23 protein-coding genes and 1 pseudogene are annotated in these 26,819 nt (G+C 39.5%); all 24 read right to left on the bottom strand.

The window, feature by feature from the left end; genetic code table 11:
- Positions 1–173: 173 nt before the first annotated feature.
- The 24 genes and pseudogenes from UA76_RS18645 to UA76_RS18535 all read right to left on the bottom strand — a co-directional run bounded on the left by UA76_RS18645 (position 174) and on the right by UA76_RS18535 (position 26,140).
- Positions 174–824, bottom strand: coding sequence for an ABC transporter ATP-binding protein (locus UA76_RS18645; RefSeq protein ID WP_047049312.1), 651 nt, complete (start codon positions 822–824; stop codon positions 174–176).
- 234 nt (positions 825–1,058) lie between these two features.
- Positions 1,059–1,466 carry a type VII toxin-antitoxin system HepT family RNase toxin gene (hepT, locus tag UA76_RS18640; RefSeq protein WP_047049310.1) on the bottom strand — a complete coding sequence of 136 codons (408 nt, stop codon included), beginning with the start codon at positions 1,464–1,466 and terminating at the stop codon, positions 1,059–1,061.
- A gap of 17 nt (positions 1,467–1,483) precedes the next feature.
- Complete coding sequence (gene mntA / locus UA76_RS18635; protein WP_052772104.1) at positions 1,484–1,894, bottom strand: type VII toxin-antitoxin system MntA family adenylyltransferase antitoxin; 411 nt, start codon at positions 1,892–1,894, stop codon at positions 1,484–1,486.
- 136 nt (positions 1,895–2,030) lie between these two features.
- Complete coding sequence (locus UA76_RS24940; RefSeq protein ID WP_238322354.1) at positions 2,031–2,207, bottom strand: MBL fold metallo-hydrolase RNA specificity domain-containing protein; 177 nt, start codon at positions 2,205–2,207, stop codon at positions 2,031–2,033.
- A gap of 8 nt (positions 2,208–2,215) precedes the next feature.
- Complete coding sequence (locus tag UA76_RS18630; protein WP_238322353.1) at positions 2,216–3,403, bottom strand: MBL fold metallo-hydrolase; 1,188 nt, start codon at positions 3,401–3,403, stop codon at positions 2,216–2,218.
- Positions 3,404–3,459: 56 nt separating this feature from the next.
- Entirely contained in the window at positions 3,460–4,485 is a 1,026-nt protein-coding gene (galE, locus tag UA76_RS18625; RefSeq protein ID WP_047049307.1) for a UDP-glucose 4-epimerase GalE, read from the bottom strand.
- A 274-nt stretch (positions 4,486–4,759) separates the two neighbouring features.
- A complete protein-coding gene (locus UA76_RS18620) occupies positions 4,760–5,953 on the bottom strand; it encodes a hypothetical protein (protein ID WP_052772103.1) in 1,194 nt (397 codons plus the stop codon).
- The gene (locus UA76_RS18615; protein ID WP_075202600.1) at positions 5,950–7,731 is read right to left on the bottom strand and encodes a glycosyltransferase family 2 protein; all 1,782 of its coding nucleotides are present in this window, start codon (positions 7,729–7,731) and stop codon (positions 5,950–5,952) included. Before UA76_RS18615 ends, UA76_RS18620 begins: the two co-directional genes overlap by 4 nt.
- 748 nt (positions 7,732–8,479) lie before the next feature.
- Positions 8,480–9,121 carry a sulfotransferase family protein gene (locus tag UA76_RS18605; RefSeq protein ID WP_047049301.1) on the bottom strand — a complete coding sequence of 214 codons (642 nt, stop codon included), beginning with the start codon at positions 9,119–9,121 and terminating at the stop codon, positions 8,480–8,482.
- 3 nt (positions 9,122–9,124) lie between these two features.
- Entirely contained in the window at positions 9,125–9,976 is an 852-nt protein-coding gene (locus tag UA76_RS18600) for a hypothetical protein (protein WP_157617681.1), read from the bottom strand.
- Between the two features lie 137 nt (positions 9,977–10,113).
- Complete coding sequence (locus UA76_RS18595; protein ID WP_047049295.1) at positions 10,114–13,155, bottom strand: rhamnan synthesis F family protein; 3,042 nt, start codon at positions 13,153–13,155, stop codon at positions 10,114–10,116.
- Entirely contained in the window at positions 13,143–14,438 is a 1,296-nt protein-coding gene (locus UA76_RS18590; protein ID WP_047049292.1) for an ATP-grasp domain-containing protein, read from the bottom strand. The genes UA76_RS18595 and UA76_RS18590 overlap by 13 nt, the downstream gene beginning before the upstream one ends.
- A complete protein-coding gene (locus UA76_RS18585) occupies positions 14,431–15,150 on the bottom strand; it encodes a WbqC family protein (protein WP_047049290.1) in 720 nt (239 codons plus the stop codon). The genes UA76_RS18590 and UA76_RS18585 overlap by 8 nt, the downstream gene beginning before the upstream one ends.
- Positions 15,140–16,270 carry a DegT/DnrJ/EryC1/StrS family aminotransferase gene (locus UA76_RS18580; protein ID WP_047049287.1) on the bottom strand — a complete coding sequence of 377 codons (1,131 nt, stop codon included), beginning with the start codon at positions 16,268–16,270 and terminating at the stop codon, positions 15,140–15,142. The genes UA76_RS18585 and UA76_RS18580 overlap by 11 nt, the downstream gene beginning before the upstream one ends.
- 1 nt (position 16,271) lies before the next feature.
- Entirely contained in the window at positions 16,272–17,378 is a 1,107-nt protein-coding gene (gene rfbB / locus UA76_RS18575; protein WP_047049284.1) for a dTDP-glucose 4,6-dehydratase, read from the bottom strand.
- A gap of 210 nt (positions 17,379–17,588) precedes the next feature.
- Positions 17,589–18,506: a dTDP-4-dehydrorhamnose reductase gene (gene rfbD, locus UA76_RS18570; RefSeq protein WP_047049281.1), complete on the bottom strand. Its 918-nt coding sequence runs from the start codon at positions 18,504–18,506 to the stop codon at positions 17,589–17,591.
- Positions 18,507–18,559: 53 nt separating this feature from the next.
- Positions 18,560–19,480: a glycosyltransferase family 2 protein gene (locus UA76_RS18565; RefSeq protein WP_047049279.1), complete on the bottom strand. Its 921-nt coding sequence runs from the start codon at positions 19,478–19,480 to the stop codon at positions 18,560–18,562.
- Positions 19,467–20,285 carry a glycosyltransferase family protein gene (locus tag UA76_RS18560; RefSeq protein ID WP_157617680.1) on the bottom strand — a complete coding sequence of 273 codons (819 nt, stop codon included), beginning with the start codon at positions 20,283–20,285 and terminating at the stop codon, positions 19,467–19,469. The genes UA76_RS18565 and UA76_RS18560 overlap by 14 nt, the downstream gene beginning before the upstream one ends.
- A 25-nt stretch (positions 20,286–20,310) precedes the next feature.
- Complete coding sequence (gene rfbC / locus UA76_RS18555) at positions 20,311–20,850, bottom strand: dTDP-4-dehydrorhamnose 3,5-epimerase (protein WP_047049276.1); 540 nt, start codon at positions 20,848–20,850, stop codon at positions 20,311–20,313.
- Positions 20,851–20,880: 30 nt separating this feature from the next.
- Positions 20,881–21,791, bottom strand: a pseudogene (rfbA, locus tag UA76_RS18550) (glucose-1-phosphate thymidylyltransferase RfbA).
- A gap of 70 nt (positions 21,792–21,861) precedes the next feature.
- Complete coding sequence (locus UA76_RS24935; RefSeq protein WP_238322352.1) at positions 21,862–22,557, bottom strand: KpsE/RkpR family capsule polysaccharide export protein; 696 nt, start codon at positions 22,555–22,557, stop codon at positions 21,862–21,864.
- Between the two features lie 152 nt (positions 22,558–22,709).
- Positions 22,710–23,441 (bottom strand): hypothetical protein, encoded by a 732-nt coding sequence (locus tag UA76_RS24930; protein WP_238322351.1) that lies wholly within the window; start codon positions 23,439–23,441, stop codon positions 22,710–22,712.
- Between the two features lie 105 nt (positions 23,442–23,546).
- Positions 23,547–24,332, bottom strand: coding sequence for an ABC transporter permease (locus tag UA76_RS18540; RefSeq protein WP_047049273.1), 786 nt, complete (start codon positions 24,330–24,332; stop codon positions 23,547–23,549).
- Entirely contained in the window at positions 24,332–26,140 is a 1,809-nt protein-coding gene (locus UA76_RS18535) for a polysaccharide biosynthesis/export family protein (RefSeq protein WP_084705552.1), read from the bottom strand. The genes UA76_RS18540 and UA76_RS18535 overlap by 1 nt, the downstream gene beginning before the upstream one ends.
- Positions 26,141–26,819: the final 679 nt, after the last annotated feature.

Genomic DNA, 26,819 nt, shown 5'->3' with positions numbered 1-26,819 from the left:
TTAAAAGTTAAAAGTTAAAAGATTTAAGCTCAGGTTCAAGGTTCAAGGTTCAAGGTTCAAGGTTCAAGGTTCAAGGAATATAGTTGAGAAGATGCTTAAGCGTTGCCACGTTGCACCTTTTATCTTGTCTCTTGTCCCTTTTATCTTGAGCGAAGCGCCCTTGCACCTAGACTCTAAAGCTGCTTATACACCTCAAGCGCTTGTTCGAGATTATCATAATACGCAAGTTCACCTTTATGCAGGATGATGGCACTGTCACAGAACTCACGAATTTCTTTTATATCATGGCTAACCATAATCACGTTAGCCGATTTACTTTTATCTAATAACGCTTGCTTTGCTTTCTTGCGGAACTTCTGGTCACCCACTGAAGTCGCCTCATCGATTAAGTAAATATCAAAGTCAATGGCCACACAGCAGCCAAAAGCAAGGCGAGAACGCATACCACTTGAGTAACTTTTTACTGGTAGGTCGTATTTAATGCCTAACTCGGCAAAGTTTTTTACCTTCTCTTCATACTCATCCAGATCTGCCACCCCATTAACTCGTCCAATAAAACGGGTATTTTCTCGCCCAGTCATTTGCGGATGGATACCCGTTGCCAGCGCCACTGGCCAAGAGATGGCCTTGTCTGTTATCACCTTTCCTGTATTTGGGTACTCGCTGCCGGCAATGATTCGAAACAGCGTAGACTTACCCGCGCCATTAGACCCAAGCAGTGCGACATTCCTATCTTTGGGGAACACAAAATTGATATCTTGGAAAACATACTGATGCCCAAGATCGGAAGGGTAATATTTAGTTAGATCTTTTAGTTCTATCATTGAGGTGTAGGTTTAAGGTTTAAGGTTTAAGGTTTAAGGTTCGAGGTTCGAGGTTCAAGGTTCAAGGTTCGAGGTTCGAGGTTCGAGGTTCGAGATTCGAGATTCGAGATTCGAGATTCGAGATTCGAGATTCGAGATTCGAGATTCGAGATTCGAGTAAAATAGTTCCAGCCTTCTAGATGGCAAACTTTATTTGTACTAACAGTGCTCCTGTTTCGCGCTTCTTGTTCCCGATTAGCAACTACTCATAACCTCTTGACCGAATAACCTAAAATCACCTAAGTGATGGTTTAGTACGGATATAACGATATCTAAATTCAGGTTCTGATAATCATGAACGGCAATATTTCGCAAACCCACCATTTTTTGCATTGAGCTTGCTAGTGAGGCGCTTAACAAACCCATTCGGCTTAGCTGTTCGAACGAATCGCGACTGCTCTGTGGGATAGGCCCATTGTGTAACTTTAACGAGCGATTTGCGATATCAATAGAGGCTTCACATAACCTTTGTAAATTAAGGATAACGGAATCTTGCTTGGTATAATTACTAAGTAGTTCAGCCTCGTTTCCATTGTACTCTTCGGCTATTCGTTTTAAACAGCGGTCAATAATAGAGATTTTATTGAGAATGACATCATCCATTGCACGACTACCTGCTTTTATAGTTTTGACTCTGGGTTACTTTGCCAACGAGATTTAAATGATTCAATATTGCCAGCTCGGGACATCTGCAAATCTTGGTACATACGATAGGTTTCTACTTCGAACTTATCAAAATCGAACCCATTTCCCAGTAACTTTTTACCTTCAGTTGCAATCTGCATTCTAAGAACCGTATTGCAAGTCATTAAGTTGACTAAATCCACTTCGTGCTGCAAATGCTGTGAAAGTGACTGCTTAAAGTCCCAAATTTGAATATCACTCATGGGGATAGTAGGGAGAAAAGCGATATCAATATCACTGTTTTGATGGTTACGGCCCGTAGCAAAAGAACCAAAAAGGTAACTAATAACTATGTTTTCAGTGCCAACAACTTCATTAAGGGCTTGAACTATCACTTCTGGCTTCATGGCTATTCCTTAATAAGATGCTAGATGCTAGATGCTAGATGCTAGATGCTAGATGCTAGATGCTAGATGCTAAGCATGATGACTTACCTTCGCAATAAGTAAAGACCCTAGTTTTATTGCTCAGCTTTATTGCTAATTATGTGCCAACTAAAGCGAAAATACCTAGGGCTTCCATCCTTTCTTTTAGCGCCAGTTTCGCTCGCTCGTCTCCATGAACTAGTATCACTGTTTCAGGTTTATGACGTATGCGTTTAACGAAGTTCACTAGGTTGGTTTGATCGGCATGAGCAGAGTAACCTGAAATGGTATACACCCCTGCATTTACATCAACCTTTCACCTTCAATAAACACATAACCGCCACGCGGCCCATACTTTTGAATGTCGCGGCCTAGCGTTCCTTTAGCTTGATAACCAACAAACAATACATCTGCAGTCGACTCTGTGAGAAAACGTTTTAAATAGTTAACCACGCGCCCACCACTGCACATCCCGCTGGCGGCAATCACAATGGCGGGTTTGTTGCGTTTGGCTAAGTACTCAATGGTTTGAAGGTGTTCTTGATGAGAGTCGACCGTGTACAAGCTTTCAAAATTTAGCGGCTGACGCCCTTGCCTGACCACTTTCTTAGCTTCAGAGTCCCACAGCGCTTGAAACTGCCGATAGTATTCGGTGAATTTCGCCGCCATGGGCGAATCAACGATCACTTCAATATCATTGAGCTTGTCATTTTTGGAGCGAGAAACAATTTGCTCTAACTCGTAGAGTAACTCTTGGGTTCGACCAATACTGAAGGCGGGTATGATCACAACTCCGTTATCAGAAACCGCTTTTGACAGCACGGCCTCTAAACTTTTTACGCGCTCTCGGCGGCCTTGATGGTTTTTGTCACCATAGGTGCTTTCTAAAACAACAATGTCTGCCTTGTACGGGCTTTTTGGGGAAGCAAGAAGTGGTGAATAGGTGGCCCCTAAATCACCCGAAAATACGACGCGCTGAACAGGGTGTTTATAGGCTTGGACATCAATCTCGATGTAAGCAGAACCTAGAATATGCCCCGCAGGTTGAAACCTAACCTTAGACGTCGAATGCCCTAAAAGATCTACGTTCATCCATTGCTTGTAAGGTACAGGCACCAACTGCTCATTTAATCTAGACAAACATGCTTCAATGATTGAACGGTTGCGTGTAACGCCCACCTTTAACGCATCTTCAATGACCATTGGTAACAACGCGGCGGTAGCTTCAGTTGCTATAATTGGCCCACTAAAGCCAGCCGCTAACAAATATGGGATACGCCCGACATGATCTATATGACAATGCGTAACTAACAAAGCTTGGACAGTAGAAACATCAAATTCGATGGACAGAAGATCATCTTCATCACGGCCTGTTGTTTCAGCGCCTTGGAACAGGCCACAATCAACCAATAAGCTATTCTGCTCATCAATAACAAGTTGATGGCATGATCCCGTTACGCCGTTGACGGCTCCGTGATGAAGGATTTTCATATCGAATCTTATATCAACTCACTTTTTAACCTAGGCCAATCTTGGACAAAATCACCTCAGACACTATGAAAATTAATATCCTGCGGGTTATTAGACTGCCAGTTCCAAGTATCGGCCGTCATGTCTGAAATACTGCGTGTTGCTTTCCAACCCAACTCGCGCTCCGCTTTTTCTGTATTCGCCCAGTATGCCGCGACGTCACCAGGGCGGCGAGGACACAACTCATAAGGCACTGGTTTGCCACAAGCCGTACCAAATGCTTTCACCATTTCTAAAACACTCGAACCTTGGCCTGTACCTAAGTTGTATATATGTAGCCCTGCTTTTTCACCCACTGATTTCAACGCAGCAATATGACCATCCGCTAAGTCCATGACATGGATATAGTCGCGTACACCTGTGCCATCGGGTGTTGGATAGTCGTTGCCAAATACCGCCAGTTTTTCGCGGCGACCTATTGCTACTTGTGCAATAAATGGCATCAAATTGTTTGGAATACCTTGCGGGTCTTCTCCCATGGTACCTGATGGATGCGCCCCAACCGGGTTGAAGTAACGGAGTAGTGTAATGCTCCAGTCTTTTTCTGCGTTAAACAGATCACTTAGACATTCTTCCACCATATACTTACTGCGACCATATGGGTTAGCTGTCGCACCCGTTGGAGAGTCTTCAGTAATAGGCACAATTTCTGGATCACCATAAACCGTCGCAGACGAACTAAATACCATACTTTTCACACATGCTTTACGCATTGCACGCGCAAGGACCAACGTGCCATTAACATTGTTGTCGTAATACTCAAGTGGCTTTGCAACCGATTCACCAACCGCTTTCAGGCCCGCAAAATGAATCACCGCATCAATCGAGTGCTGTTGAAAAACAGAATCAAGAAACGCTTGTTCACGAATATCCCCCATATGGAAGCTCGGCTTTTTACCAGTAATGGCTTCTATGCGGTTGAGTACTTCTTGATTAGAGTTGCACAGGTTATCAACGATCACTGGCTCAAGCCCTGCTTCAATCATTTGAACACAAGTATGGCTACCGATATAGCCCATTCCACCTGTTACTAGTACTTTCACTTTTACTCTCCAGAAATTCTTGAGTACGAAAAAATTAATGTTTGATAGTTGATAAAACTGTTCTTCACGGAAAAATTATGACCATCCCTGTTAATAAACGCTTACCAGCACCTTACGGCAGCAACGCTTATTTGGCGTCGCTAAACTTATTCCAAGCAAACTTTAGTTTATGAGCAACTCTACCCAAAACTTGATCACTGGATTTTGGGTGACGTCTAAGCGCTGAATCTCGCTCGTTGAGTTTAACCATAATTTTATTCGCCAGCCCCTAAAATTAGGTTATGGGATTAAAGTGAAGCGAAGCAGAGGCGTGCCTAATAGCCAGTTCTAAACACTCTTTTTCAAAATACATGTTGGCTAGTTCAAACATGATTTTTCCGCGCTTACTAGGGTGAACGGTAAACTTATTTGCAACATCGACCAGCTCGCTAGGAGCAGTATGATTGCTCATATCTGGTTCTAAATGAAAAACGCTGTATATAATATCATTGTCAATAAATAAGTTGCGATGCTTGCCGACTTTTGCCTTTAACATAGTGTGAAGCTTAGGGGACTTAGTACGGACAAAATCATCAACGGCAACAAGATCCGTTAATTTAATCTTTTGTTGTTCAAGCAAAGGCTTGTCGTTCTTTTGCTTAAAAAGCGCCATGAGAGGCTCTAAGTGATTCAGGTGATGCTTGGTGATAAAATTAGCCATCAAATCGACATTCTGACCATTCAAAGACTCTAGGCTTTCTTTTTTCATCAGAGAATAACGGCTCTCCCCTTGAGTATAGGTTTGCAAAAGGGCATCCAGCTCTGACTCATACTTCTCTATGAAAAAGTAATTGAGTAGCCTTTTGTACTCAAGAGCAGGAAAAGTATAGGAAGCGTTCACTTGCTTTGGTTGGTGGGAATAAGAAATGCCCAGAGCCGACAAAAGATCGGAAACAATTGAGCCCCCTTCGAATAAATCCGAGTGATAAGGTCTGAAAATAAAAGGCTTCGCTGTATGCAGGGATACTAACTTATCTAAATAGGGCCAGACAAAATGCTCTAACCTTTCGGGTGGTACAAAGCATGCTATGTTTGAATGCCTTTTAACACTCTGGTTATAACCCGACTCCAATAGCTCCACTGGATTTCTGATGTAGAGGATGAATTCTGCATTCGGAATAAGCTTCAGAAACTCCGTTATACTGTGGAAAAAATATTCGGAAGACAACAGCAAAGTATGGGCAGATGATTCGTAAAATTTGCCCAGCAATTGGTTGATCTTTTCGCTATCACACTCCCATTTCCCGTTAACGTTTTTCAAAGCATGATCAATATGCCCAGAACTAATGGTGTTACTACCCAGTTTGTGCTTTGGGTACATAATACCATGCTCCTCAAGCATATCTCGGTTTGTATTTAACCACGCTTGAATAGCCGAAGAGCCCGTTTTCCCAGGCCCTACATGAATTACAACTCGTTTACTGCTCATTTAAATGTAAAATCTTCTTTAACTAACGTTAGCCAAGGGCTATAACAAGGATCTTGGTTTAACTGCTCACCCCAACGGGTTTTCATGTAACTGACTTCAGAATTGAAGCGAGCTTGCTTTTCAGGGGTGTCTTCATGGCCGCGGCTAATTGACTCATGATGAATCATTTCGACATATGGGGTCCAAAGGTTACGGTAACCCAGTTCTTGCACCCTTAAACAGAAATCCACATCATTAAAGGCTACCGTTAAGTCACTTTCATTTAAACCACCGACCTGTTCAAATACTGACTTTCGAACAGCTAAGCAGGCAGCGGTAACCGCTGAATAATTTTGTGCGATCATCAGCCTTTTAAAATAGCCAGCATGTTCTTTGGCAAAATACTTATGTGCGTGGCCTGCTACCCCACCGATACCTGTCACTACACCAGCATGCTGAATCTGCGTTGGGTAATATAATTTGGCGCCTACGCATCCAATATCCTTCCTTAGTGCATGGCTCACCATCTCTTCTAACCAATCAGGTGTTAATATCTCTATATCATTGTTAAGCAAAATAAGCACTTCACCGTTTGCATGTTTCACCGCATAATTATTGATTGCTGAGTAGTTGAACGGTTGATCATATTTCAAAACTCGAACATTCGATTTCCGATTTAGCTTCTCAAAATAACTCAATGCCTCTGGGTCATCTGACTGATTATCAACTAACACAATCTCATAGTTCGAGTAAGAGGATAAGGACTCAATAGAAGATATACACTGTTCAACTAAACCTTTGGCATTTCTTGTCGGAATAATGATAGAGACTAAAGGGATTTGAGAAGGTAAAGGCCAGTGAACACGATACGCATTGTCCAACAAACCATCACTAACTCTAATATCCTGACCTTCATATCGTTTACTGCTATTAAAGTAATCTTGTAAAGCCTTCAAGCCAGCTTGATGAGTATAATTTTTCTCATCCGCAGCAAGCGCAGTAGAACCTTGCGCCATGCGCCAACTGTAAAGAACATAAGGGATATGTATTATTTGATCATCCGTACACTTTTCGACGGCGCGAAGCACTAAATCGTAATCTTGACTGCCCTCTACCCCAATTCGAAAACCACCTATTTCTCGCAATAGTTCAGCTTTGTACACGCCTAAATGGCAGATGTAATTGTGGGAATAAAGCAAATCACGATTCCACTTAGGCTTGTAGTGCGGGTGATTGAAAGTGCCGTCTTCCAACACTTTATCCTCATCGCTATAAAATACCTTACCATCGGGATTAAAATGAATGGAATGTGCTACAACCTTCAAAGCATCTTTATGCAACAGATCGTCGTGATCGAGTAGCGCTACAAACTCACCTTTAGCTGCGACTAAACCAGAATTTGAGGCCGCAGATATATGCCCGTTCGAATCCCGTAAAATCACATCAATACGCCTATCCTGATGATATTCTGAGAGTAGTTCTGTTAGTTCTACACAATTAGAAGCATCATCAACTAAAATTAACTGCCAACGCTTATAAGATTGTGACAGCACAGACTCAACCATCGACTGGAAGTGTAATTTTGATGGTTGGTAAACAGGGACAATAATTGAGATTATTGGCCCTTCTACTAGAGGTAAAAGGGATAGACAAGTACTGTTACTTTTTTTAACGGAAACATAATATTTGAGTCTATTAGAATCCTGGGATAGTGAAATATATCTTTGATAGAAACCTACGAAAGATGCAGACCTACGGAGCTTATTAACGAAAAATAAAGGAACAAACCGCTTAACCAGTTGAAAAAAAAGCTTAACCAGTTGAAAAAACCGCCAAAAAAATAGCAGAACCGAAGTTATAAATCATAAGAAAATACCAAAAAAATGAAGACATCAATAGGATAAATTATTAAAACACTTATAACCTGACCAAATACCTTTAACATCATCACAAGACTATCCAAGTATAAAATTATAGGAACCTTTATAAAGAGAGCTATCCCTTTAAACAGTTCACTCTGCACGACTTCATTCCAGTCAGTTTTATATGCTACCAAACCTGCAAGACAGAGTCTTTATTGAAAAGCACCTTAATATCAGAGTCTTGCATCTCAAACCCTCCTCTTATACGTGCAAGTACATCAAGCATCAAGCATCAAGCATCAAGCATCAAGCATCAAGCATCAAGCATCGAATAAGATGGCGCAATAACACCAACTATTCTAATTTTTCCTGAGACAATTGTAGTTAGTCAAAGTAATCTAAATAATGCCCGTGTTATCTATAAAAGAAAAACGCTTGAAAAACTTTATATTACCTTCACTCAATTGAACCTTTGATGAGTTTATTTTCTCCGATGTAGAAGAGGGCACTTCATTCCTAAAGCCTGGATAAAACCCCGAAAAATCCAATCAAAAACATAGCATTTCTTAACAAAACCAAAGACCACAGCATCTAACTTAAATAACTGAGAATATAACCATATATTTCCATTTTTTGTGCACCAAGCCAAGCAAAAATCTCATCTTTCATTCAAAAATCACTCTCTTTAATTAATAGACTTATAACCCGGCCTAGAAATCAAACTCACTGCCTGGGCAATTTTCTCATCGTCCACCTTGATATTCAAAACTTCCACAAGTTCACTTACAAAACATTTTGGGCTGTTCATGATTTTTTCATGCTCAACTATAATGTAAGGACTGGATAAAGAACTCAACTCTGAAATAAAGTTATTGTAATTTACTAACGCCTCTCTCATTCCTTTGATATATGAAGCTTCATCACTAGAGTATTCAGGGTCGTGCTTAATAAGAGATTTACTCACAGAAAACGGGTTTCTAATTATTATTAAAAACACAGGCATAGGGCAAGACTGCTCAAATGCACTTAAGCAACTTGTTGCAATTGGCATTTTAACTGACCACCCTGGCATCTCCTTACACTTTCTTTTTACTAATTCCGGCCAATTAGCAACTTCAACACCATGAAAGTCAAGATCCTCATACACGGTTGGATGCACTTTCCCCATCTCAAACTCAAAGTACTTCATCAACAAACCCAATATTGAAGTACCACCTCGAGGAGTACCTCCCGAAATTAGATTATAGTTGTTATTTTGAACCACTTTCTCCAAGTAAGTCGCTCGAAAGACTGTAAGAGTCTTCATTTGTTTAATTGCTATGTTCATTGTTTATATCTCTTTTATTACACTCTTTAAAACACCAAGCACTTGCTTCATATCTTTGAGGCAATACCGCTGATCAATAGGTATATGGATAATGTTCTTAAATTCACACCTTGGTTCATCTCTTTCGATGAAACGACGCCATAATGACGGAACATAAATGCCATTATCAATTAAGAATTTTCTAATAATTTCACCTTTTCCTTTCAATAACAAAGGATAAGATAAAGGTGAGAAGTTTAATGAATGACAAGAGTCTGAAATTAAATCAGACAACAAATTAATTGGCTCGAGCTTAGAATGGAGGTAATAAAAATTATCAACCCTTTTAGAGCGGACTAGTTCATAATCTATACTCGACAATATTGTTTGAGATAACTTCGACATACTCCTAACATTAGCATGAGCCAAAGTTTTTTCGTTTTCCATGTACTTGTGATAATACTTACGTGCGTTGATAGCTTGCCGACCAAGCAAATGTGAAAAAGCATTGCGACAGTCATGTTCATCTAAGTCATCGCTAAGCTTCAAAGACGTTGACAAATAGGCACCATCGGGAACACCAAAGAATTTCCGAGCACTATATATTGTATGATTATTTTTAACTGGTTTAGAAAAAAAAGAGTGCGCATTATCGATCAAGCAATTATCTAACTCACTTTCAATAAAATTAGACTTTAGACCAAAGTAATTAACATAATAAAATAAAGATCTTTGATCTAACAAACGCCAATCTAATTTACTTCCGTCACTATTGATAGGCTCAAGATTATTATCAACTTCATAATTTATTATAACTAATTCAGGAAACTCAATTCTTATCTTTTCTTCGACATCAGGACAGTTGAAATACGGCATATAGATTTCACTGTAGTTACTGTTCGCTAGTAAGTCACAGAGGGCCGATCTAAATGTATTATATCTAGCCGAACCTGTATGATACTCGCGTCTATACTGGGACAATTCTATGCCGAAATAACCCCCAATTTCCTTCATTATAGTACAGCTCCTGCTAGAGGATCAAAACTCCTACTGTAAAAATATATAGTATAATTATTATCACTTTGCTTGGAAAACAATTTAAAATCAGACAATAAATGTAATGGGAATTCATTCATTCCAGAAACTAGAATTACTATTTTCGAGAATTTTAATAGCTTCTCCCTATCATCGAAAGCACTAAAGTCATCAATATCATTAATTACCAAGACATTCATTTCACCTTTAATACAATTAGAAGATAGAAACTCCAAGTCCGCAGAATAGCAATTGATTTTTGTTGGTTGAAAGTTTGAACGCTCATTCTGTGATGCTATTAATGAATCATCAATAGGATCAAATTCCGATGAAACGTCAGGAAAATAAGTACTAGTATAGCTTTTACACTTCTTAGCTATCTTAACACTATTAGTAATTGAGGTAACGTCTGGTAAATTGAAGGCTAAGTTCTCCTTGCATAATATGGCAGTCGGATACGCTGATTCGAAACAAACAATACTACTGGGCGTTACTTGCTTAGCCAAAATAATTGGAGAAACACCATAGCCAGAACCTACAAAAATCATTCGATAGCCAGGTTCTAAGTAACCCTTTGGAATTTCCCATACCCTATTGGAATAAGTATCCAAGAGCGTCTTATAGTAGGTTCCACCTCTGTGCTGTATTACAATATTATCGTTTGTCTTACTCAGCACTAGCCCATCGCTAATATTGGAGTGTGAAAAATTGAATTGGCTTTCTAGAATTCTCTTCTCGTTACTGTAGTTATCATACTCTTTCAAATAGGCATTTGGATAATAGTCTAGTTCCCCAGAAAGAAAGTCGCGTAGTTCTTCAGTGCTCTTCTTATTACTATAATTTCTTCCTAGTTTATCTGACAGTTCTAAAGAAACTCTTTCATACATCGACTCATCAGATTCAAGAGCTCTAATTTGATTGACAATATTCTGTAATAAGCTTTTCCAACTGCTATAAACTGTAGAACTACACTCGAATTCTGGAGGAAAGAATGAATTATTAAATACAGCGAAAGATACTGCACCAGCTAACACTGGCTCAATAAAGTAGCCATCCATACCTTCGCCAAATGTGATTGAGAAAGCGCAATTTGAAGCGAGTTCAAGATACTTCTCTAGGGTCATATCACGTACAATAATGACTTTGTAATCTGGTAAACTTTCCTTCAGTAAGCTGAAAACTGTATTACTTGTAATCCCATCTACATCATCACGCAGAACGTCTGGCGAGCACATGATCACTTTATTTTTTTCTCTGAGCGAAGTTTTATTCATCTCAGGTAGAAATGGAGTCAGTTGCTTTATAGGCAGAGTATATTTACTGGCCTCCCTCTGATTACAATATGACTTGTGAGCAGTCGTGATAATGACTTCTGTCGCTATCTTGTTAATCTCAGTCGAAAAAAGCTCATCTTTTGTTGGCATGAGATCATTGTTTTGATTCATGATCACAACTTTTACCTTTCGCTTTATCAGCCACTTCTTTTGTCTATTCGATAAATCATTAAAGAAATCAACTGCAAAGCATTCAGGTAAGAAAATTGTTGCTAATTTTGGGTCTGTCCCTTCAACCAAGTAGTCGAACTCGACCATAGGAAGATGTGACTCGAACTTTGAATAGTCTATAGCTGGATTAGCAAGCGGCAGGCCAGATAAGCAGACTTTTGATTTCGAATCCAAACTATCTTTAAAATAACTATCAGTATGCTTAAGAAATCTATTTATAGAAAGCATGCCTCCACCGATAACATCTTTAGCAACATTAAAGAATATATATAAGTCACTGGCTTTGTAGACTCCATCAACAACGTCTAGTTGTTTAGAAATGTAATCTTCGTAACTGTCTATTTGTGATTTAGCTAAATTTCCATTCCATAAATCACTAAAGTTAGAACTACCTACTACGTATTCGAATGATCTACGGTTTATCCAAGGATTAGGCTGCCGGCCTTCATTTTTTCCATAAATAGAAAAGTGTTCAAGTGGATCACACCCATTTTGATAGACATCTAAATTGTTATCCAGATAAAAACTAGGGCTAAGATAACTTTTACTTATCTGATGAGGATTTCTGTTATTATTACCTTTAGACCGCCCCAATTTCTTAAATATTTTTTCCTTTAGTCCAAGAGGAGGACTTTCATTCAATATTGGTATGGTGTTTGAGTCTTCATATTTAGTAAAGATCTCTAAACCATGGTATTTTTTTAAGACCTCCTTCAACTCATTGTAAACAACACCAGAGCAATTATCCCTAATCCCAACTACTTGTTCAGCAAGAAAGAGTACTGGGTAATATTCAGCCAGTGCAAGCTTCTTCTTAAAGAATGGAAAACCATTTTTTATAATAGGGAAGATCTTTGATGTATACACAAAAGAATTAGCATTTACAAACTCATACATATACATAATACTAAAGTTCAATCTGAATATTATTCTAGACAGCTCCCTTTCATATTTATAGCACACATCGAGCCTATTCTTCTCTTTCTTTACAGACTCAAACAATGGAAAAATTGGAGAAGTTAAAAAGGCTTTTAATTTGAAACCTAGAAAAAAACTCGGAAGCATCGCGCTTTCAGAAAGAGCATCAAAATTAGCGAAGTAATCCTGGAAATGCATTCGTGAACCTGAATAATGTTCATCGAGTAAACATGGCGCTAGAATGTCATGACTGCTATCACTGAATCCATCTATAAACTTAGTTAATTCATTGACTAAATATACCGAATTATTCACTATATATAGCTCATCGTATAATTCTAAATCATCATTAGATATACTTGAAATCATCCTCTTCCAAGATCCAAAGTCATATTCTCCATGATTAGAAAACGTAGCGTCCTTACATATACTTAAGGCTCGCTCTATGTCCTTAGAATTAAGGCTAGAATTATCCGAATATAAATAAATATCTCCGTATTTACTGAGAGATTCCATAAATTCAAAGTCAGCTTCACTGATAGAATTATCTTCATGATAAGAAGCGAAACAGAATAAACGTTTAACTACGATCTCCATTCTAATAGAACCTCCGTAGTATCTACATCAAATACAGGAATACCCAATGACTCTTTGACCTCTTTCCTTTCAACAAAAGCATTATCGATAAAAATCGTTCTGTCTGTCGTGATATAATCTGACTTTTTCTCTCGATTTTTAAGGTGAATAATACTGTCAAATAATCTAAAGTCTATACATAGATCTTTCAAAGTATCTTCAATCGAACCTTCATGTCTGGTTATCAAGTGCACTTTCTTGTTGTTATTTTTAAACTGATATACGAGTGAGATTATTGACGGATTAACTCTTCTATCTTTAGTTATCGTATCATCAAAGTCGATAAATACAGTATCGTACTTGATATCCGTTTGATATTTATTTACGAAACTTCTCTCCACATGAATAACACTATCATTTCCAATAACATTAACATCTATTTTAAATGCATTATATATACTTAGTAGAGGGAGATTCACGCCACGTGCTCTCGTAATGCATTGAGCTCCAGCAGCCCGTGCAGATATTTCTAGCAGTTTCCATTTTCCATTGAAGTCTTTTCTAACTTGAAAATACCACATGCCATTAAACTTAAGCTTCCTATTTATAGTATCTGCAATGCTCATAATTTCTTTATCTGCTTCCAGTGTTTTTCCAGAAACAGACACACCACCTAAAATTCTGGCACGAGTCCGAGGGAAAACACCCAGCAACTGATCTGCATAATTGGTAAAACAGTCAATAGTGAGCTCTTCGCCTTCTAGGTACTCGCAAATAACATATTCGGAAAAATCAATATTTTCGCTAAGAGCCTGAACTTTGGTTATAAATTTCGCTCCTTTCGAACCCTGGCCTCTGCGTGGTTTTAAGAATAGTTCATTACAGCGACTGGAATTCAGCACCTCCAAACTTTGGAAAAATTTCGGACAAAAAGACTCATCCTCAAACAAGAGATATGTATCCAATTTATCTCTACATATATTCGCTGTATGTTCATTTGGAGATAGTGTTAGACAGTTAAAAGCATCTTGATTGTTAGAGAAAAACTCTACTACGGAATCATGTGTAGGAATAACGATATCAATATTCCACTCATCAATTAGATCATTAAAGCAAGATATAAACTCATCATCACTTATAAATGGAAGACCAGTTCTGTAGTTTTTGAAAATATATGGTCCATTTCTAGATACCGAGGAAGCCCCAAATATTTCGATATTGACTTGACTAGAAAGAGCCGTATGTATTTCAGACGCATTAATTTCTCCAGCAGGGAAAACTAATACATTATATTTTTTATTCATTCTCAGTTCTTTCCTTTATAATTTCCTTTACTTTATCCTTTGAATTCCACATCAATACATCAATAATAGACAATGACTCTTGGAACTCAAAAGCTTGAGTTTCATACCTAGTTTTAATCTCATTAGTAAATGACAATGATATATTCTCTTGTCTAAATCGATCTGGTGAATATAGTAATTTTCCTCCTGGAAGATTTATATACTCTTCTGCATCTACAGACTTACATATTTCGAGAACCTTTTCTTCTGGAGATCTGGACTTATCATAGTCTAAATCTGATGAACTTATAATGTCAGCACGAAGACCTAAATAGTTCATACATTCTATTATTGAATTTTTAGATAAACTTGACAACGTATTATCACTTAGCTCAAAAGTACGCTCGACAAGTTCTTTTACATCTTTATAATTACTTGAAAGCTTAGAGTAAACCTGAAGCTTTCCTAAAATTTTTTTTAGATCTCGATCTTTATTGGCTAAAACAATATCATTTATTTCAGTATTTAACCCTGACTTCAAGACAGACACTGTAATATAGTCCCAATCTTTGTGATTTGAAAGTACTCTATTTCTATTGTACCATCCATTTTTTGAAAATTTCGCATCATCATAGAACACAAATACATCTGACTTATATATAAGATCAAAATATCCTATGTAAGGAAAAAAATAAGGCTGCATTAAAGCACAAGATTTTTTACTACTCTGCATTCTCTATAATCTCCAAAATACAGCTTGATATATATCTAGCATCCATCTCGCTAAGTTCACCGTAAAATGGTAAACATAAAACTTCACTCGAAGCCCATTTTGAATTGGTTAGCTCATCTTGACGAATACCACTATTTTTATAGCAGTCATAATCAGAGCAGAGAGGGTAGAAATATTTTCTCGAAAAAACATTTGATTTTTTTAACTCATTGTAAACTAAATCACGATATTTTTTTATTCGAATTGGATAGTATTGTTGAGAGCTATTAACATGGCTTTCTATTTCAGGAGTAACTATAAGTTCACTACTCAAAAAAGCTTCATCGTATATGCTCCTAATTTTCTTTCTAGCACTAACCTCGAGATCTAACTCTTCAATATTAAGCAACCCAACTAAAGCATGTACTTCACTCATTTTTCCATTGATGCCTACAGAAGTTACACTTTCTTCACCCGTAATACCAAAATTTCGATAGTTTCTAACACGATTGGCTATCATCTTGCAATTTAATGCAAGGCCTCCACCTTCCACTGTATTAAATAGTTTAGTCGCATGAAATGAAAACATTGTAGCATCACCATAGCGAGAAATTGGTAAACCATTAATTTTGGTATCGAACGCATGCGCTGCATCATAAATGGTAAAAAGTTTGTATTTCTTAGCGATTAGATCAATTTTGACGACATCACAAGGGTTGCCATAAACATGAACCCCCAAAATACATGATGTTTTGTCTGTAATTAGCCTTTCGATGCTATTTGGACAAATAGTCATACTTTCTGGAGTAATATCAGCAAAAACTGGTTTATAACCCAACGAGGTTATTGCGTGTACAGTAGCTGCAAATGTGAAAGGAGTTGTAATAATTTCACTTTTTTCAGGAAGTTCAAGAGCAGCAATAGCAGCCATCAACGCTATAGTTCCATTATTGAATAGTAGGAACTCCTCACCACCGAGCCTTTTATTCAAGCAAAACTCAAGTTCATTATTGAGCGGTCCGCTGTTTGTTAATATTCCCCTAGAGTAAATATCATTCAATCCCTTGCTTAGATGTTCGAGATTTGGTTTAAGAGGCTTAGTAACATAAATTGGCTCCCTAGTGCTATCACCTTTCCACATGTTAAATTACTCCTTTCCACCACGCTTCATTTGCTAAATACCATTCAACAGTCTTCTTTATCCCTGTTTCGAAAGATTCCAAAGGCTTGTATCCTAGCTCCTCATTTGTTTTCGTCGCATCAATAGCGTAGCGTCTATCATGGCCTGCACGATCTGTCACATAAGTAATAAGCTCTTCGCTCCTACCAGCGCTCGCCAAGGCTGCTTCAGGGTACTTAGAAATGAGATCTTGATGTGAGATGCCAGATGCTATATTCAAAGTGCCAGTAAAGTATTCATTCATCAACTTGCACACTACTTTCACAATATCGATATTTGCCCATTCATTGTGGCCACCAATATTGTAGTTTTCCCCTAAGCGACCTTTGTTTAACACAAGATCAATACCGCGAGCATGGTCTGTTACATATAACCAATCACGAATTTGCTGGCCATCACCATAAATTGGTAGAGGCTTGTTAAATAAAATATTGGTGATAATTAATGGAATCAACTTTTCTGGGAAATGATAAGGGCCATAGTTGTTCGAGCAGTTAGAGGTTGTTACCTCTAAACCGTAAGTGTGATGGTAAGCACGTACTAAATGATCCGATGCAGCTTTAGAAGCCGAATAAGGCGAGTTAGGCGCATATGCCGTTTCTTCTGTGAATGCTGGATCGTTAGGTTCCAATGTTCCATACACTTCATCGGTCGAAACGTGGTGGAAGCGATGCGGTAATGGTGATCTTCCTTCAGATTTAGGCTCATCAATCCATACTTTCTTTGCTGCCTTTAGTAGGCTGTAAGTGCCTAAAATGTTCGTTTCAATAAAGGCATCTGGCCCTGTAATTGATCGATCTACATGGGACTCCGCTGCAAAGTGCACAATAGTGTCCAGTTTATGCTCTTTCAGCAATGTCTCAACCAATTCTGTATCGCAAATGTCGCCATGGGCGAATACGAAGTTTGGATTGCTTTTTACCGGGTCTAAATTCGCCTCATTACCTGCATAGGTTAGCGCGTCTAGCACTACCATTTTATCGTTCGGGTATTGCTCTAACCAATAATGTACGTAGTTTGCGCCAATAAAGCCCGCGCCGCCTGTTACTAATAAATTACGTTGGGTCATAGTTTTCTTTTATTTTTTTAAGTTTAATTTAGATGCTAGATGCTAGATGCTAGATGCTAGATGCTAGATGCTAGATGCTAGATGCTAGATGCTAGATGCTAGATGCTAGATGCTTTTTTAGTGTATTTACGATAGATAACTGTCAAGTAACTGAATTATTCTTACCGCTTTACGAAAGAAAATAGGCCTTCACCTCATATCTCGTATCTTTTATCTTTTATCTTTTATCTTCAATTCATCCAGCATGTTTGATAATTGCTTGCGCCAGTGGATTGTTTCGATACCACAAAACTCTTCTGTCGTGGCTTTATCAATCACACTGAAACTTGGGCGTTTGGCAGGGGTTGGGTAGTTGCTTGCTGGGATTGGCCTAATTGGGATGGACTTATCTAGCATACCTTTATCTAAGGCTAACTCTTGAATTGCGACTGCAAAGTCGTACCAAGAAGCGACACCTGCATCAGTCCAGTGAAGCACCTCTGCTTCACCAAGTGACTGGACTTGCTCTTCTTTTGACTTTCCTCTTTTATCTTGTTTCTCTACCAAGCTCCAAATCATCTTGGCTAGGCCTTTCGCCCATGTTGGTGTACCAACTTGATCATACACAATGCTAAGCTGGTCTTTTTCGGCCATCAAGCGCAGCATGGTTTTCACGAAGTTATTGCCATTGACAGAATATACCCACGCAGTTCGAATAATCGTTGCTTGGTTGCCTAAAATTTCAGAAATCTTAAGGTCACCATGGAGCTTGGAATCCCCATAGGCATTGATAGGGCTTGGAATGTCGTTAACTAGGTAAGGCGTGGTTTTAGTGCCATCAAACACAAAGTCGGTAGAAACATGGATTAGTTTCGCATTTAACTCTTTGCTTGCAATCGCTAAGTACTCGCTTCCATCTCGATTTACCTTGTAAGCAAGCTCATCAGTTTCAGCTTTGTCTACTGCCGTATAGGCAGCTGCGTTGATAACAACATCAGGCTCATGCTGTTTCAACACAGCATGTACCGCATTTTTATCTGTGATGTCTAATTCTAGAGCATTAAAGTCGATTACTTGAATTCCTTCAGGAGTCGTTTGTTCCAACTCCCAAGCCAACTGCCCGCCTTTTCCTGTAATTATTATCTTCATTTATCCCTTAACCTACTTGGAATTTTCCTGATTAAAACGAACGCTACTAAATATTAATTTGTACTAATGAATTTTCCGCTTTTACCTTTTACCCCGTCAATGAAGCCATTAAACATCGACTTTATCTGTTGTGTCTTACACTTGGTGAACAAAGCGTAAATAATGAACCTAACAGGTAATTTAGCCAGTTCGACTACCTTCCATGAAATTGGCACAAAAGGCTTTCGAACCATTAATAAGACGTTTCTAAAATAGTAATAATGGCGTATTGGAGAGTGATTGGGCAGCTTTACATTACCCAGCTTAACGGGGTTGTCCCCTAGGCAGTGGGTCATCTTTACGGTTGGCAATAGCCATATTTTAAAGCCAAGGCTTGAAGCTCTCAGCCCCCACTCTATATCGACAAAATCGATAAACAGCGACTCATCATGTAACCCAATTACGTTGGCTGCATAGAGGTTAATAACACAGCCAGAGCTAATCACATAGCTTGCTAATATAGGCCGCTCACCGATAGGCGTTATTTTTACTATATGAAATGGTTTTACCCTTATCGCTGGCGCAACTCGCCCCACATTGGTTTCATAGTACGAAGGGGCAATAGCCGCTGTTTTCTCCGATGCTGCTTCAGCGGCTTCTTTCATTTTCATGAGTACCGAGTGTTCAATACGACTATCTTGATCAAACTGGATACACCAAGTTCGTTTTAACTCTTGATCGCTTTTGCCTTTCAAACCAAACTCGAGCCCTTGGTTCAGAGCCTTCGCAATCCCTAGGTTGTCTCCATTATCGATATAAAGCCTAGCATTGGCGATCTGTCGGCTAGAGTAAATCTTGTTAACACTCGGGGTATTATCCACCACCACTAGCGGTAATAGCATCGCAAGCTGATTCCAAAACTCGATAGTTTTACTATTCGGATTGAACCATACAACCACCGCATAAAGGTCTACAGACGGCTCATGCTCTTTCATCAGATTTGTCACCAAATGTCAGCGCGCGGATTGATTTGCTAGAGGTATGAATTCGGCTTTTGGTACTTCTCATTCCCCATTTTGCAATAGTAAGTAGTAGGACACTATGAACATGATAGAAAAACTCTTTAGAAAGAAACTTCCTACTTTTGCAGCGTCTATAATGTATTGCCGTAACCTCATGCAAATAGACCGGTTTATGCCCAAGTTTTAACGCTCGTTTACATATATCGATATCTTCACAATACAAGAAATAACTCTCGTCTAGCCCATTGAGCTGCTCATACAAATCTGCATTGAATATCAAAAAAGCACCACTTGCCCAATAATTTATCTCGTCGAAACTACTTGGATTAGATTTGTCCAACACAGTGCTTCTATCTTTCAAGCAGTAATTTTTGAAAAATGTTAAAAGCGTTGGGTAACGACGCAAATTATCATCAAAAACTGTCCTCTTCTTATTGATGAACAGGTTTATTGTCACCAAAGAAAGATCTTGCTTCACACATTGTGTAATCAACTGTTCAATGGCTTCGATATCGATATCAACGTCAGGATTCAATAATACAAAGTAATCTGAGGAACTCATGCCTAAACTTTGCGCCCAAAGGTAATTAGCATTATTGTTGGCTGAAAAGCCTTGCGGGCTGCCGCTTGCTTGATAGCTAACGCTATATTGAGAGCAATAAGATCGCAAAGCTTCACTCTGTAAGTTATCTCGGCACAATACTGTCACTTGTCTGTGCTTTTGTAACTTAGCGAGTGAGTTTAGCTTTGAAATTAACTGTTCATGTCCGTGAGACACGACCGAAACATAAAAGTGGGGGACATCAGAACTTTGGAGCTTCCTTAAAGCTGACACCCGCTTCATCTTTCTCTGACAGTTTCGGGGGCTCAGATAGCGGCCAGTCTATAGCAATGTCAGCATCGTTCCACTTAACTGATACATCTGCAGATGGGTTATAGTAATCTGTACATTTGTACACGAATTCCGCTTCGTTAGACGTCACGTAAAACCCATGTGCAAAACCTGCAGGCACCCAAAGCTGACGTTTGTTTTCAGCAGATAAGTACACACCGACCCATTGACCAAACGTTGGGGAACTTTCTCGCATATCCACCGCTACATCAAATACTTCGCCTTTCGTGACTCGCACAAGCTTGCCTTGCGTGTTCTCGGTTTGGAAATGAAGACCGCGTAATATACCTTTGCTCGATTTGCTGTGGTTTTCTTGCACGAACTCGACGTCTGCACAATTTTCTTTAAATAGGCTAGTTCGGAAGGTTTCCATAAAAAAGCCGCGTTCATCACCAAATACTTGGGGTTCGATGATTTTTACGTCTGGAATGCTTGTTTCGATAAATTTCATAAAACTGCTTCAAGGTTCAAGGTTCAAGGTTCAAAATACTTTGTGGTCCAATAGATCCAGTAGATATTTTCCATATCCAGATTTCACCAAAGGTACCGCAATATCTCTTAATTGTGCTGAATCAATATAGCCCATTCGATAAGCTATCTCCTCTGGGCAGCTTACTTTTAAGCCTTGGCGCTTTTCAATTGCGCGAATAAAAACGGCGGCATCGAGAAGATCATCTAAGGTACCTGTATCTAACCAAGCTGTTCCTCGTCCCATCACTTCCACTTTTAACGTAGACGCCTTTAAGTATTGATCTATCACATCTGTAATTTCTAACTCGCCACGTGCTGAAGGCTTTACATTTTTAGCGTACTGAACCACGTTATTATCAAAGAAATACAACCCTGGCACTGCATAGTTTGATTTTGGTTGCTGAGGTTTCTCTTCGATTGATATTGCTGTACCTTCTTCATCAAATTCCACGACGCCATAAGATCTAGGGTTTGAAACATGGTAACCAAACACGGTGCTCCTTGCTTTTGTGCATTTGCATTGCGTAAAGAAATCGCCAAGTCATGCCCGTAAAAAAGATTATCACCAAGAATCAGTGCTGCTGGTGAACCAGCCAAAAACTCTTCGGCCAAAATAAAGGCTTGCGCTAAACCATCAGGTGAAGGTTGCACCACATATTCGAATCGCACTCCCCAATCTGAACCGTCTCCCAATAAGCGCTGAAAGCGGTGTATCTCTTCTGGGGTTGCAATGACCAAAATTTCCGTAATACCCGCCATCATTAAATTAGAGATTGGGTAATAAATCATCGGCTTATCATAAACCGACATTAACTGCTTACTAACAACTTTGGTAAGCGGGTAAAGTCGAGTGCCTGAACCACCTGCCAATATTATACCTTTTCGATTTTGGGGATTTAGTCCAACTGAAGTATTTTTCATTCCGTGTCTCTTTTATCTTTTATCTTTTATCTTTTATCTTTTATCTTTCGACTAATATTTGTTGGAGTAACTATTTCAATTCTTTGATCACCAAGAATATGATTCTACCAATTGCAAACAGCATCGCAGCCACAATGGCAAAAAGGGTGACATTGTAAAATGCATTCGGGTATTTGTTGTCTTCTGGTAAAGTAGCCTCTTCCACTGTAACTAAATATTTCAATTGCCTATAAGCTTCTATACGGGACTTTTCTAACGAAATTTGCGATGAAGTGTAAGCCTGTAATGCGAGTTCCATTTTTATTTTTAAATTTGCGTAACGTGCCAATATTTCACTTACTGGAATATTTTGTGCGTTATCTTGAGAAAGCTTGTTCCTTTCGTTCGCTAACTGCTGACGCAATGCATCGAGCTCATTTTGAACTGCAATCACTTGAGGCGCCCGAGTACTCATTACGCCTTTCAGCCCTTTAAGCTCTGCCTCTTTAACTGATATTTGCCCTTCCAATGTGTAAGCAATTTGCTGCATTGCCATCCCTTCCGCGGTTGGATCTAGCAAGTTATACTTTTGTTGAAAGTGCAATAAATGAGCTTGTGCTAACTCGAGTTTATCTTCCACTAACTGATGCTCACCCTTGATAAAGTCGAGTTGGGCCTGTGCTAATTGATGCCCTATTGAGTTTATGTACCATTCGGCACGATCCACAATTGTACTGGCAAGCTTCTGTGCGTAATCAGGTGAAAACCCTTGAGCATTGATATGCACGACGTTCGATTTGCTATCGATATAAACCGCGACATGTTTTGCATAGAATTTGGCAAAGTCTTCTCGGGTGTCTGAATCATGAACCTTAGAAAAGTAGTCAATACTCTCTTGGCTATAATGCGCTCGAAGATCAATCTCTGAATCTAGGTAGGTCAACATATCGTTAGAGTAAATATAGCTTTTACTAGTTCCGTATCTGAAACCGCCGCACTTCCTACACCCAAACCTGTAAGCAGTGCCATTGATGTATCCATCGTCGCCATGCCATCTGGCTGTTGGACAATTACTTGAGCTTGACTATCGTATCGATCTGACGCCCAAAAGTTTTGGTAAAGGGCAAAAATAACAGTAGGCAATACGACTAAAATCAAAAATAAATTAGCGCTAATCCATTTCTGCATTTTTATATAAGGTCGACTCTCAACTTGAAGGAGCTCTTCATTGCTAGAAGAAGCTTGATTGGACTTGAGAGTTAATCCACCCCCATCTTGTGAAGGTTTTCTCTCTATTTTAAGCTCTAGGCCTTCACTAACAGACTTTTTCTTTTGGTTCTCTTGTAGATTCTTAACTCTGACCAATATCCGCTGGGCTAAAAGAGGGTCCGACGGTTTCAAGCTCTTTGCTTTCGATTCTAAAAAATCAGTGCTGTTGAATTCTTGAGCGGATAAAGCTTCACGAAGACTCTGGAACCTCTCTTCCGTTTTTTTATTCATCGCTTGCTTATCTAAACTATTTACACGCTGCAAAATGCGCTTAGCAAGAAGTGGGTCACTGCTTTCAATTTGCTCGGCTTTAGCTTTTAGAAAATCAATGCTATTAAACTGCTCAGCCTTAAGAGAGTTCCGAAACTCTTGAAATTTAGATTCTGTATTTTGCTCTGTCATATTTACTTTAATGCTAGATGCTAGATGCTAGATGCTAGATGCTAGATGCTAGAAATTTGGGGGTTCACTATGTATTTACAAGCTAGTTCTTCGATAAAAAGAGTGTCATCGGCTTATCGCTTGCTTCCAGCTTACCTGATAAATTGCTAATGCAAAAAATGTCAAAACCAACGTGGAAACATCGAGATAAAAATAGCTCACACCTTCATTGCCATACGGTGGATAGGCAGCATATCGCGTCAGTTCTACTGCATGCAAAAGCGGATTCCATGTTAAATAAGGCCAATAGTCTCTAGGAATATCTTGCAGGCTAAAGAAAATACCCGATATAAAAAATATTGGTCTCGTTACTAAGGCTTGAACTTTATTCATCTCTGGCACATAACACTTAGATATTGAAAATATTAAGCCAATTGATGTTGCGAGTAGCCATACCCTGAAGACATTTAATAGAACTTCAATCGGATCGGCCATTTTCATTTCTAACTGCGAAAAATAGGCAATCACGATCAGTAGTACGACTAAGAAAAACTTAACCAATAGTTCAAAGCCAGATATCGCGAGAACAGAACTAATGGGTTGAACTTGCCTGAATGCATAAAGTGGCTTATTTTTTTGAATAGCATTGGCCGTCGTACCCAAAACCCCCAAAAAGAACTGAACGAGTATCACTCCATAAACTACGAAGAATACCGTTGGCATGCCGTGAGTTTCCGAACTTCCCAATCCAACACGAATGCCAACCAGTACAACAATCATGATCATTGGGGATATTAACGCCCAACTTAAGCCAAACTTATCGTTGAAGGTACCTCGGATTTCTCGCAAGAAAATAGCAAAAACAACATCCCTCCATACTTGCAGAGTAGAACGTTTGTTAACCTTTGCCATTAATCCAACACCACGTTCGCCGCTACCGCAATTTGATAGATAATCTGGGTAATATCTTTCACTGCTTGCATCGTCTTCGTGTCTACTTTAGGAAGCACTAGGATCTGGTCACCTTGTCGGATCGGTTTATCGCTATCAAACTCAACGAGCCCATTAGCTCTTACAACTGCAATGCGTGTATCTTCTGCTCTATCTGTAAAACCACCTGCCCATGCAATGTAATCATCGATTTTCGCGTTAGAGTTAAATACTACTGCTTGTGGCATCAGCACTTCACCACTAATATGGATGAGATCTGTCTTATAAGGGATTACGATTTTATCGCCTTGCTCTAAGCGAATATTGGCGATGTTACCACCTTCGGCAACGATCACTTTACCTAAAGGTTCTATTCGACGTGCGCGCTCTGTAAACTGCATCACCATTTGTGCTTCTTGAGCACGAATTCTTGCTTCTCCGTCAGATGAAGCAGGCGCAGTGAATACACTACGTTCTAATCGATTCAGCGATTCCTCTATCATCTCTTTCTGCTTTTGAGCGACACTCTCACGCAAAATGTAAATCGAATCGAAGTCAGCTAATTGCTCTTCTACTGGGACGTGATTCAACAACTCATGCAGGCGGGTGGTTTTATTTACGGCAAAATAAGAAGGGCCAAGGTAGCTCCCCATCAACTGCACATCAATGACTTGAGCGTGAAGGTCATCGTTAAAAACAACTTTATCACCATCTTGCAAGTTGAAGTTTTTGAACTCTTCATATGGCATATATAACGAGAAAGGGCCTGTAGCACGGTTACCAATCACCCCTACGTGACTTACTTTTGCTAGTGGCCGAGCATATTCTGTTAACTTTACCCCACTGGCGACTTCGGTTTCTAGCTCAAATCGAAACGGATTTCGTGCGCCACCAGCTACGGTTACTGCAGCCTTCTGCGGCTTAACTAAGATGACATCACCATCTTTAAAGCTCAGCTTGGGCATGGCACCCGTGCGAACAAAATCGTACAAGTCGATAGTTTCTATCACTTGATTCTGGCGCAATATTTGGATTTCTCGGTAGCTGCCCCGAACTGAATCAATACCTCCAGCACGTTTCAAGAAGTACAGCACGCTGTCTGATGCCATACCGGCATATTGCCCTGGGCGAATCACAGGGCCAGAAAGAAAAACACTGACAGGTGTAGAGGTAAGCAGGTTGACGTAAACATTCACATTGTTCGTGTAAATCTGCTTAATTTTGGATGTTACGTACGCATTGACTTCACTAGCACGCAAGTCTTGTACTTTAATCGGGCCAACTTCAGGAATGAATATGTTGCCTTGGTTATCAACTGTCACAACATTGGAATAGTTCACCGCTCCCCAAAGCCAGATGTTGATTTTATCGCCAGCAGCAATCAGGTAATTGTCGTTTAGGCCATCTGTACGCTCTGTTTCATAGCCACCCGCAAACAAGTTTGCACCATAAGGTGGTGGATAGTCTTCACCCGACGAAGGCAGCAACTTTCTGACATCTGATTCACCTGGGAGTAATAAATTACTGCGCCCTTGAGCAACGTAGGTTCCTTGTTCTAATGCCTGATTTGGTGCCAATGTTGCGGGTAGTTGCGACGAGGCACTTGCTCCATCGATAGACATTGAACTTGAAGGCAATGCGTAGTTATTAGCATTAAGCGCTTGTTCCGCAAGAAGTGGATTCGCTAATAGAGTTGTGGGGATACTTGATAGAAACAACCCAGAAAAAAACAACGATTGTTTTATTAGGCACTTACGTCTGGCCTTTTGACTGTAAATAAAATTTCTCATAGAGCTTACAATTTCACCGACGTCGAAGTTTGAATAATGTTAGGCATTAGATACCATGCACGAACTTGCTGGTCGTACTGTTTTTTTTCACTACAAGCGACTCGACTGATCGGCTCTGAGCGTGATCCTGAGCTAGGTTCCGTGATCGCTAGCTCCCTGCAGTCTAAACCAAGAGCGGACGTATAAAGAGGGCCTAATAGGATTTGGTATCTGGTGTGTTGCAGTCGAGTAGAATTGGAATCTTCCAGTCCAGAGCGATACATCGCAGGGATAGATTTTCCAACCGGTTCTGACTTATGTTGAACTAAAGGAAGGGTTGCTGAAACGTGCCTAGGTTGAGAGGAGCAACCCACTATCATCACGCTCGCGAAAAGAAGAAGCCATTTACGTAAAAGCATATATCCATATTCTATTTTTGTTGTATCGAAATCAACGTACAGTTTTCGGGCACGCTACCGCCCATTAGTATTAGCGATAACCACATAGCGCAAGACACTGACATAGCCCGGAGATTCGACACGGAGCCTATTATAATACTTTTGATATTTACCCCTGTTTTAGTCAAGCAGCAGGCAATAAATATCGAAAACGCAGTATAAAGAACTTATCGACTAGGGTAAATCACACTTTCAGTTTGTGCGTAATATCACTAACTTTAAGGTTAATGATATTAGAATAA

The organism is Vibrio mexicanus, assembly GCF_001012815.1.
GTDB classification, from domain to species: domain Bacteria; phylum Pseudomonadota; class Gammaproteobacteria; order Enterobacterales; family Vibrionaceae; genus Vibrio; species Vibrio mexicanus.
Note: the sequence above shows the minus strand (reverse complement) of the source record. Positions and strands in the feature narration are given on the sequence as shown.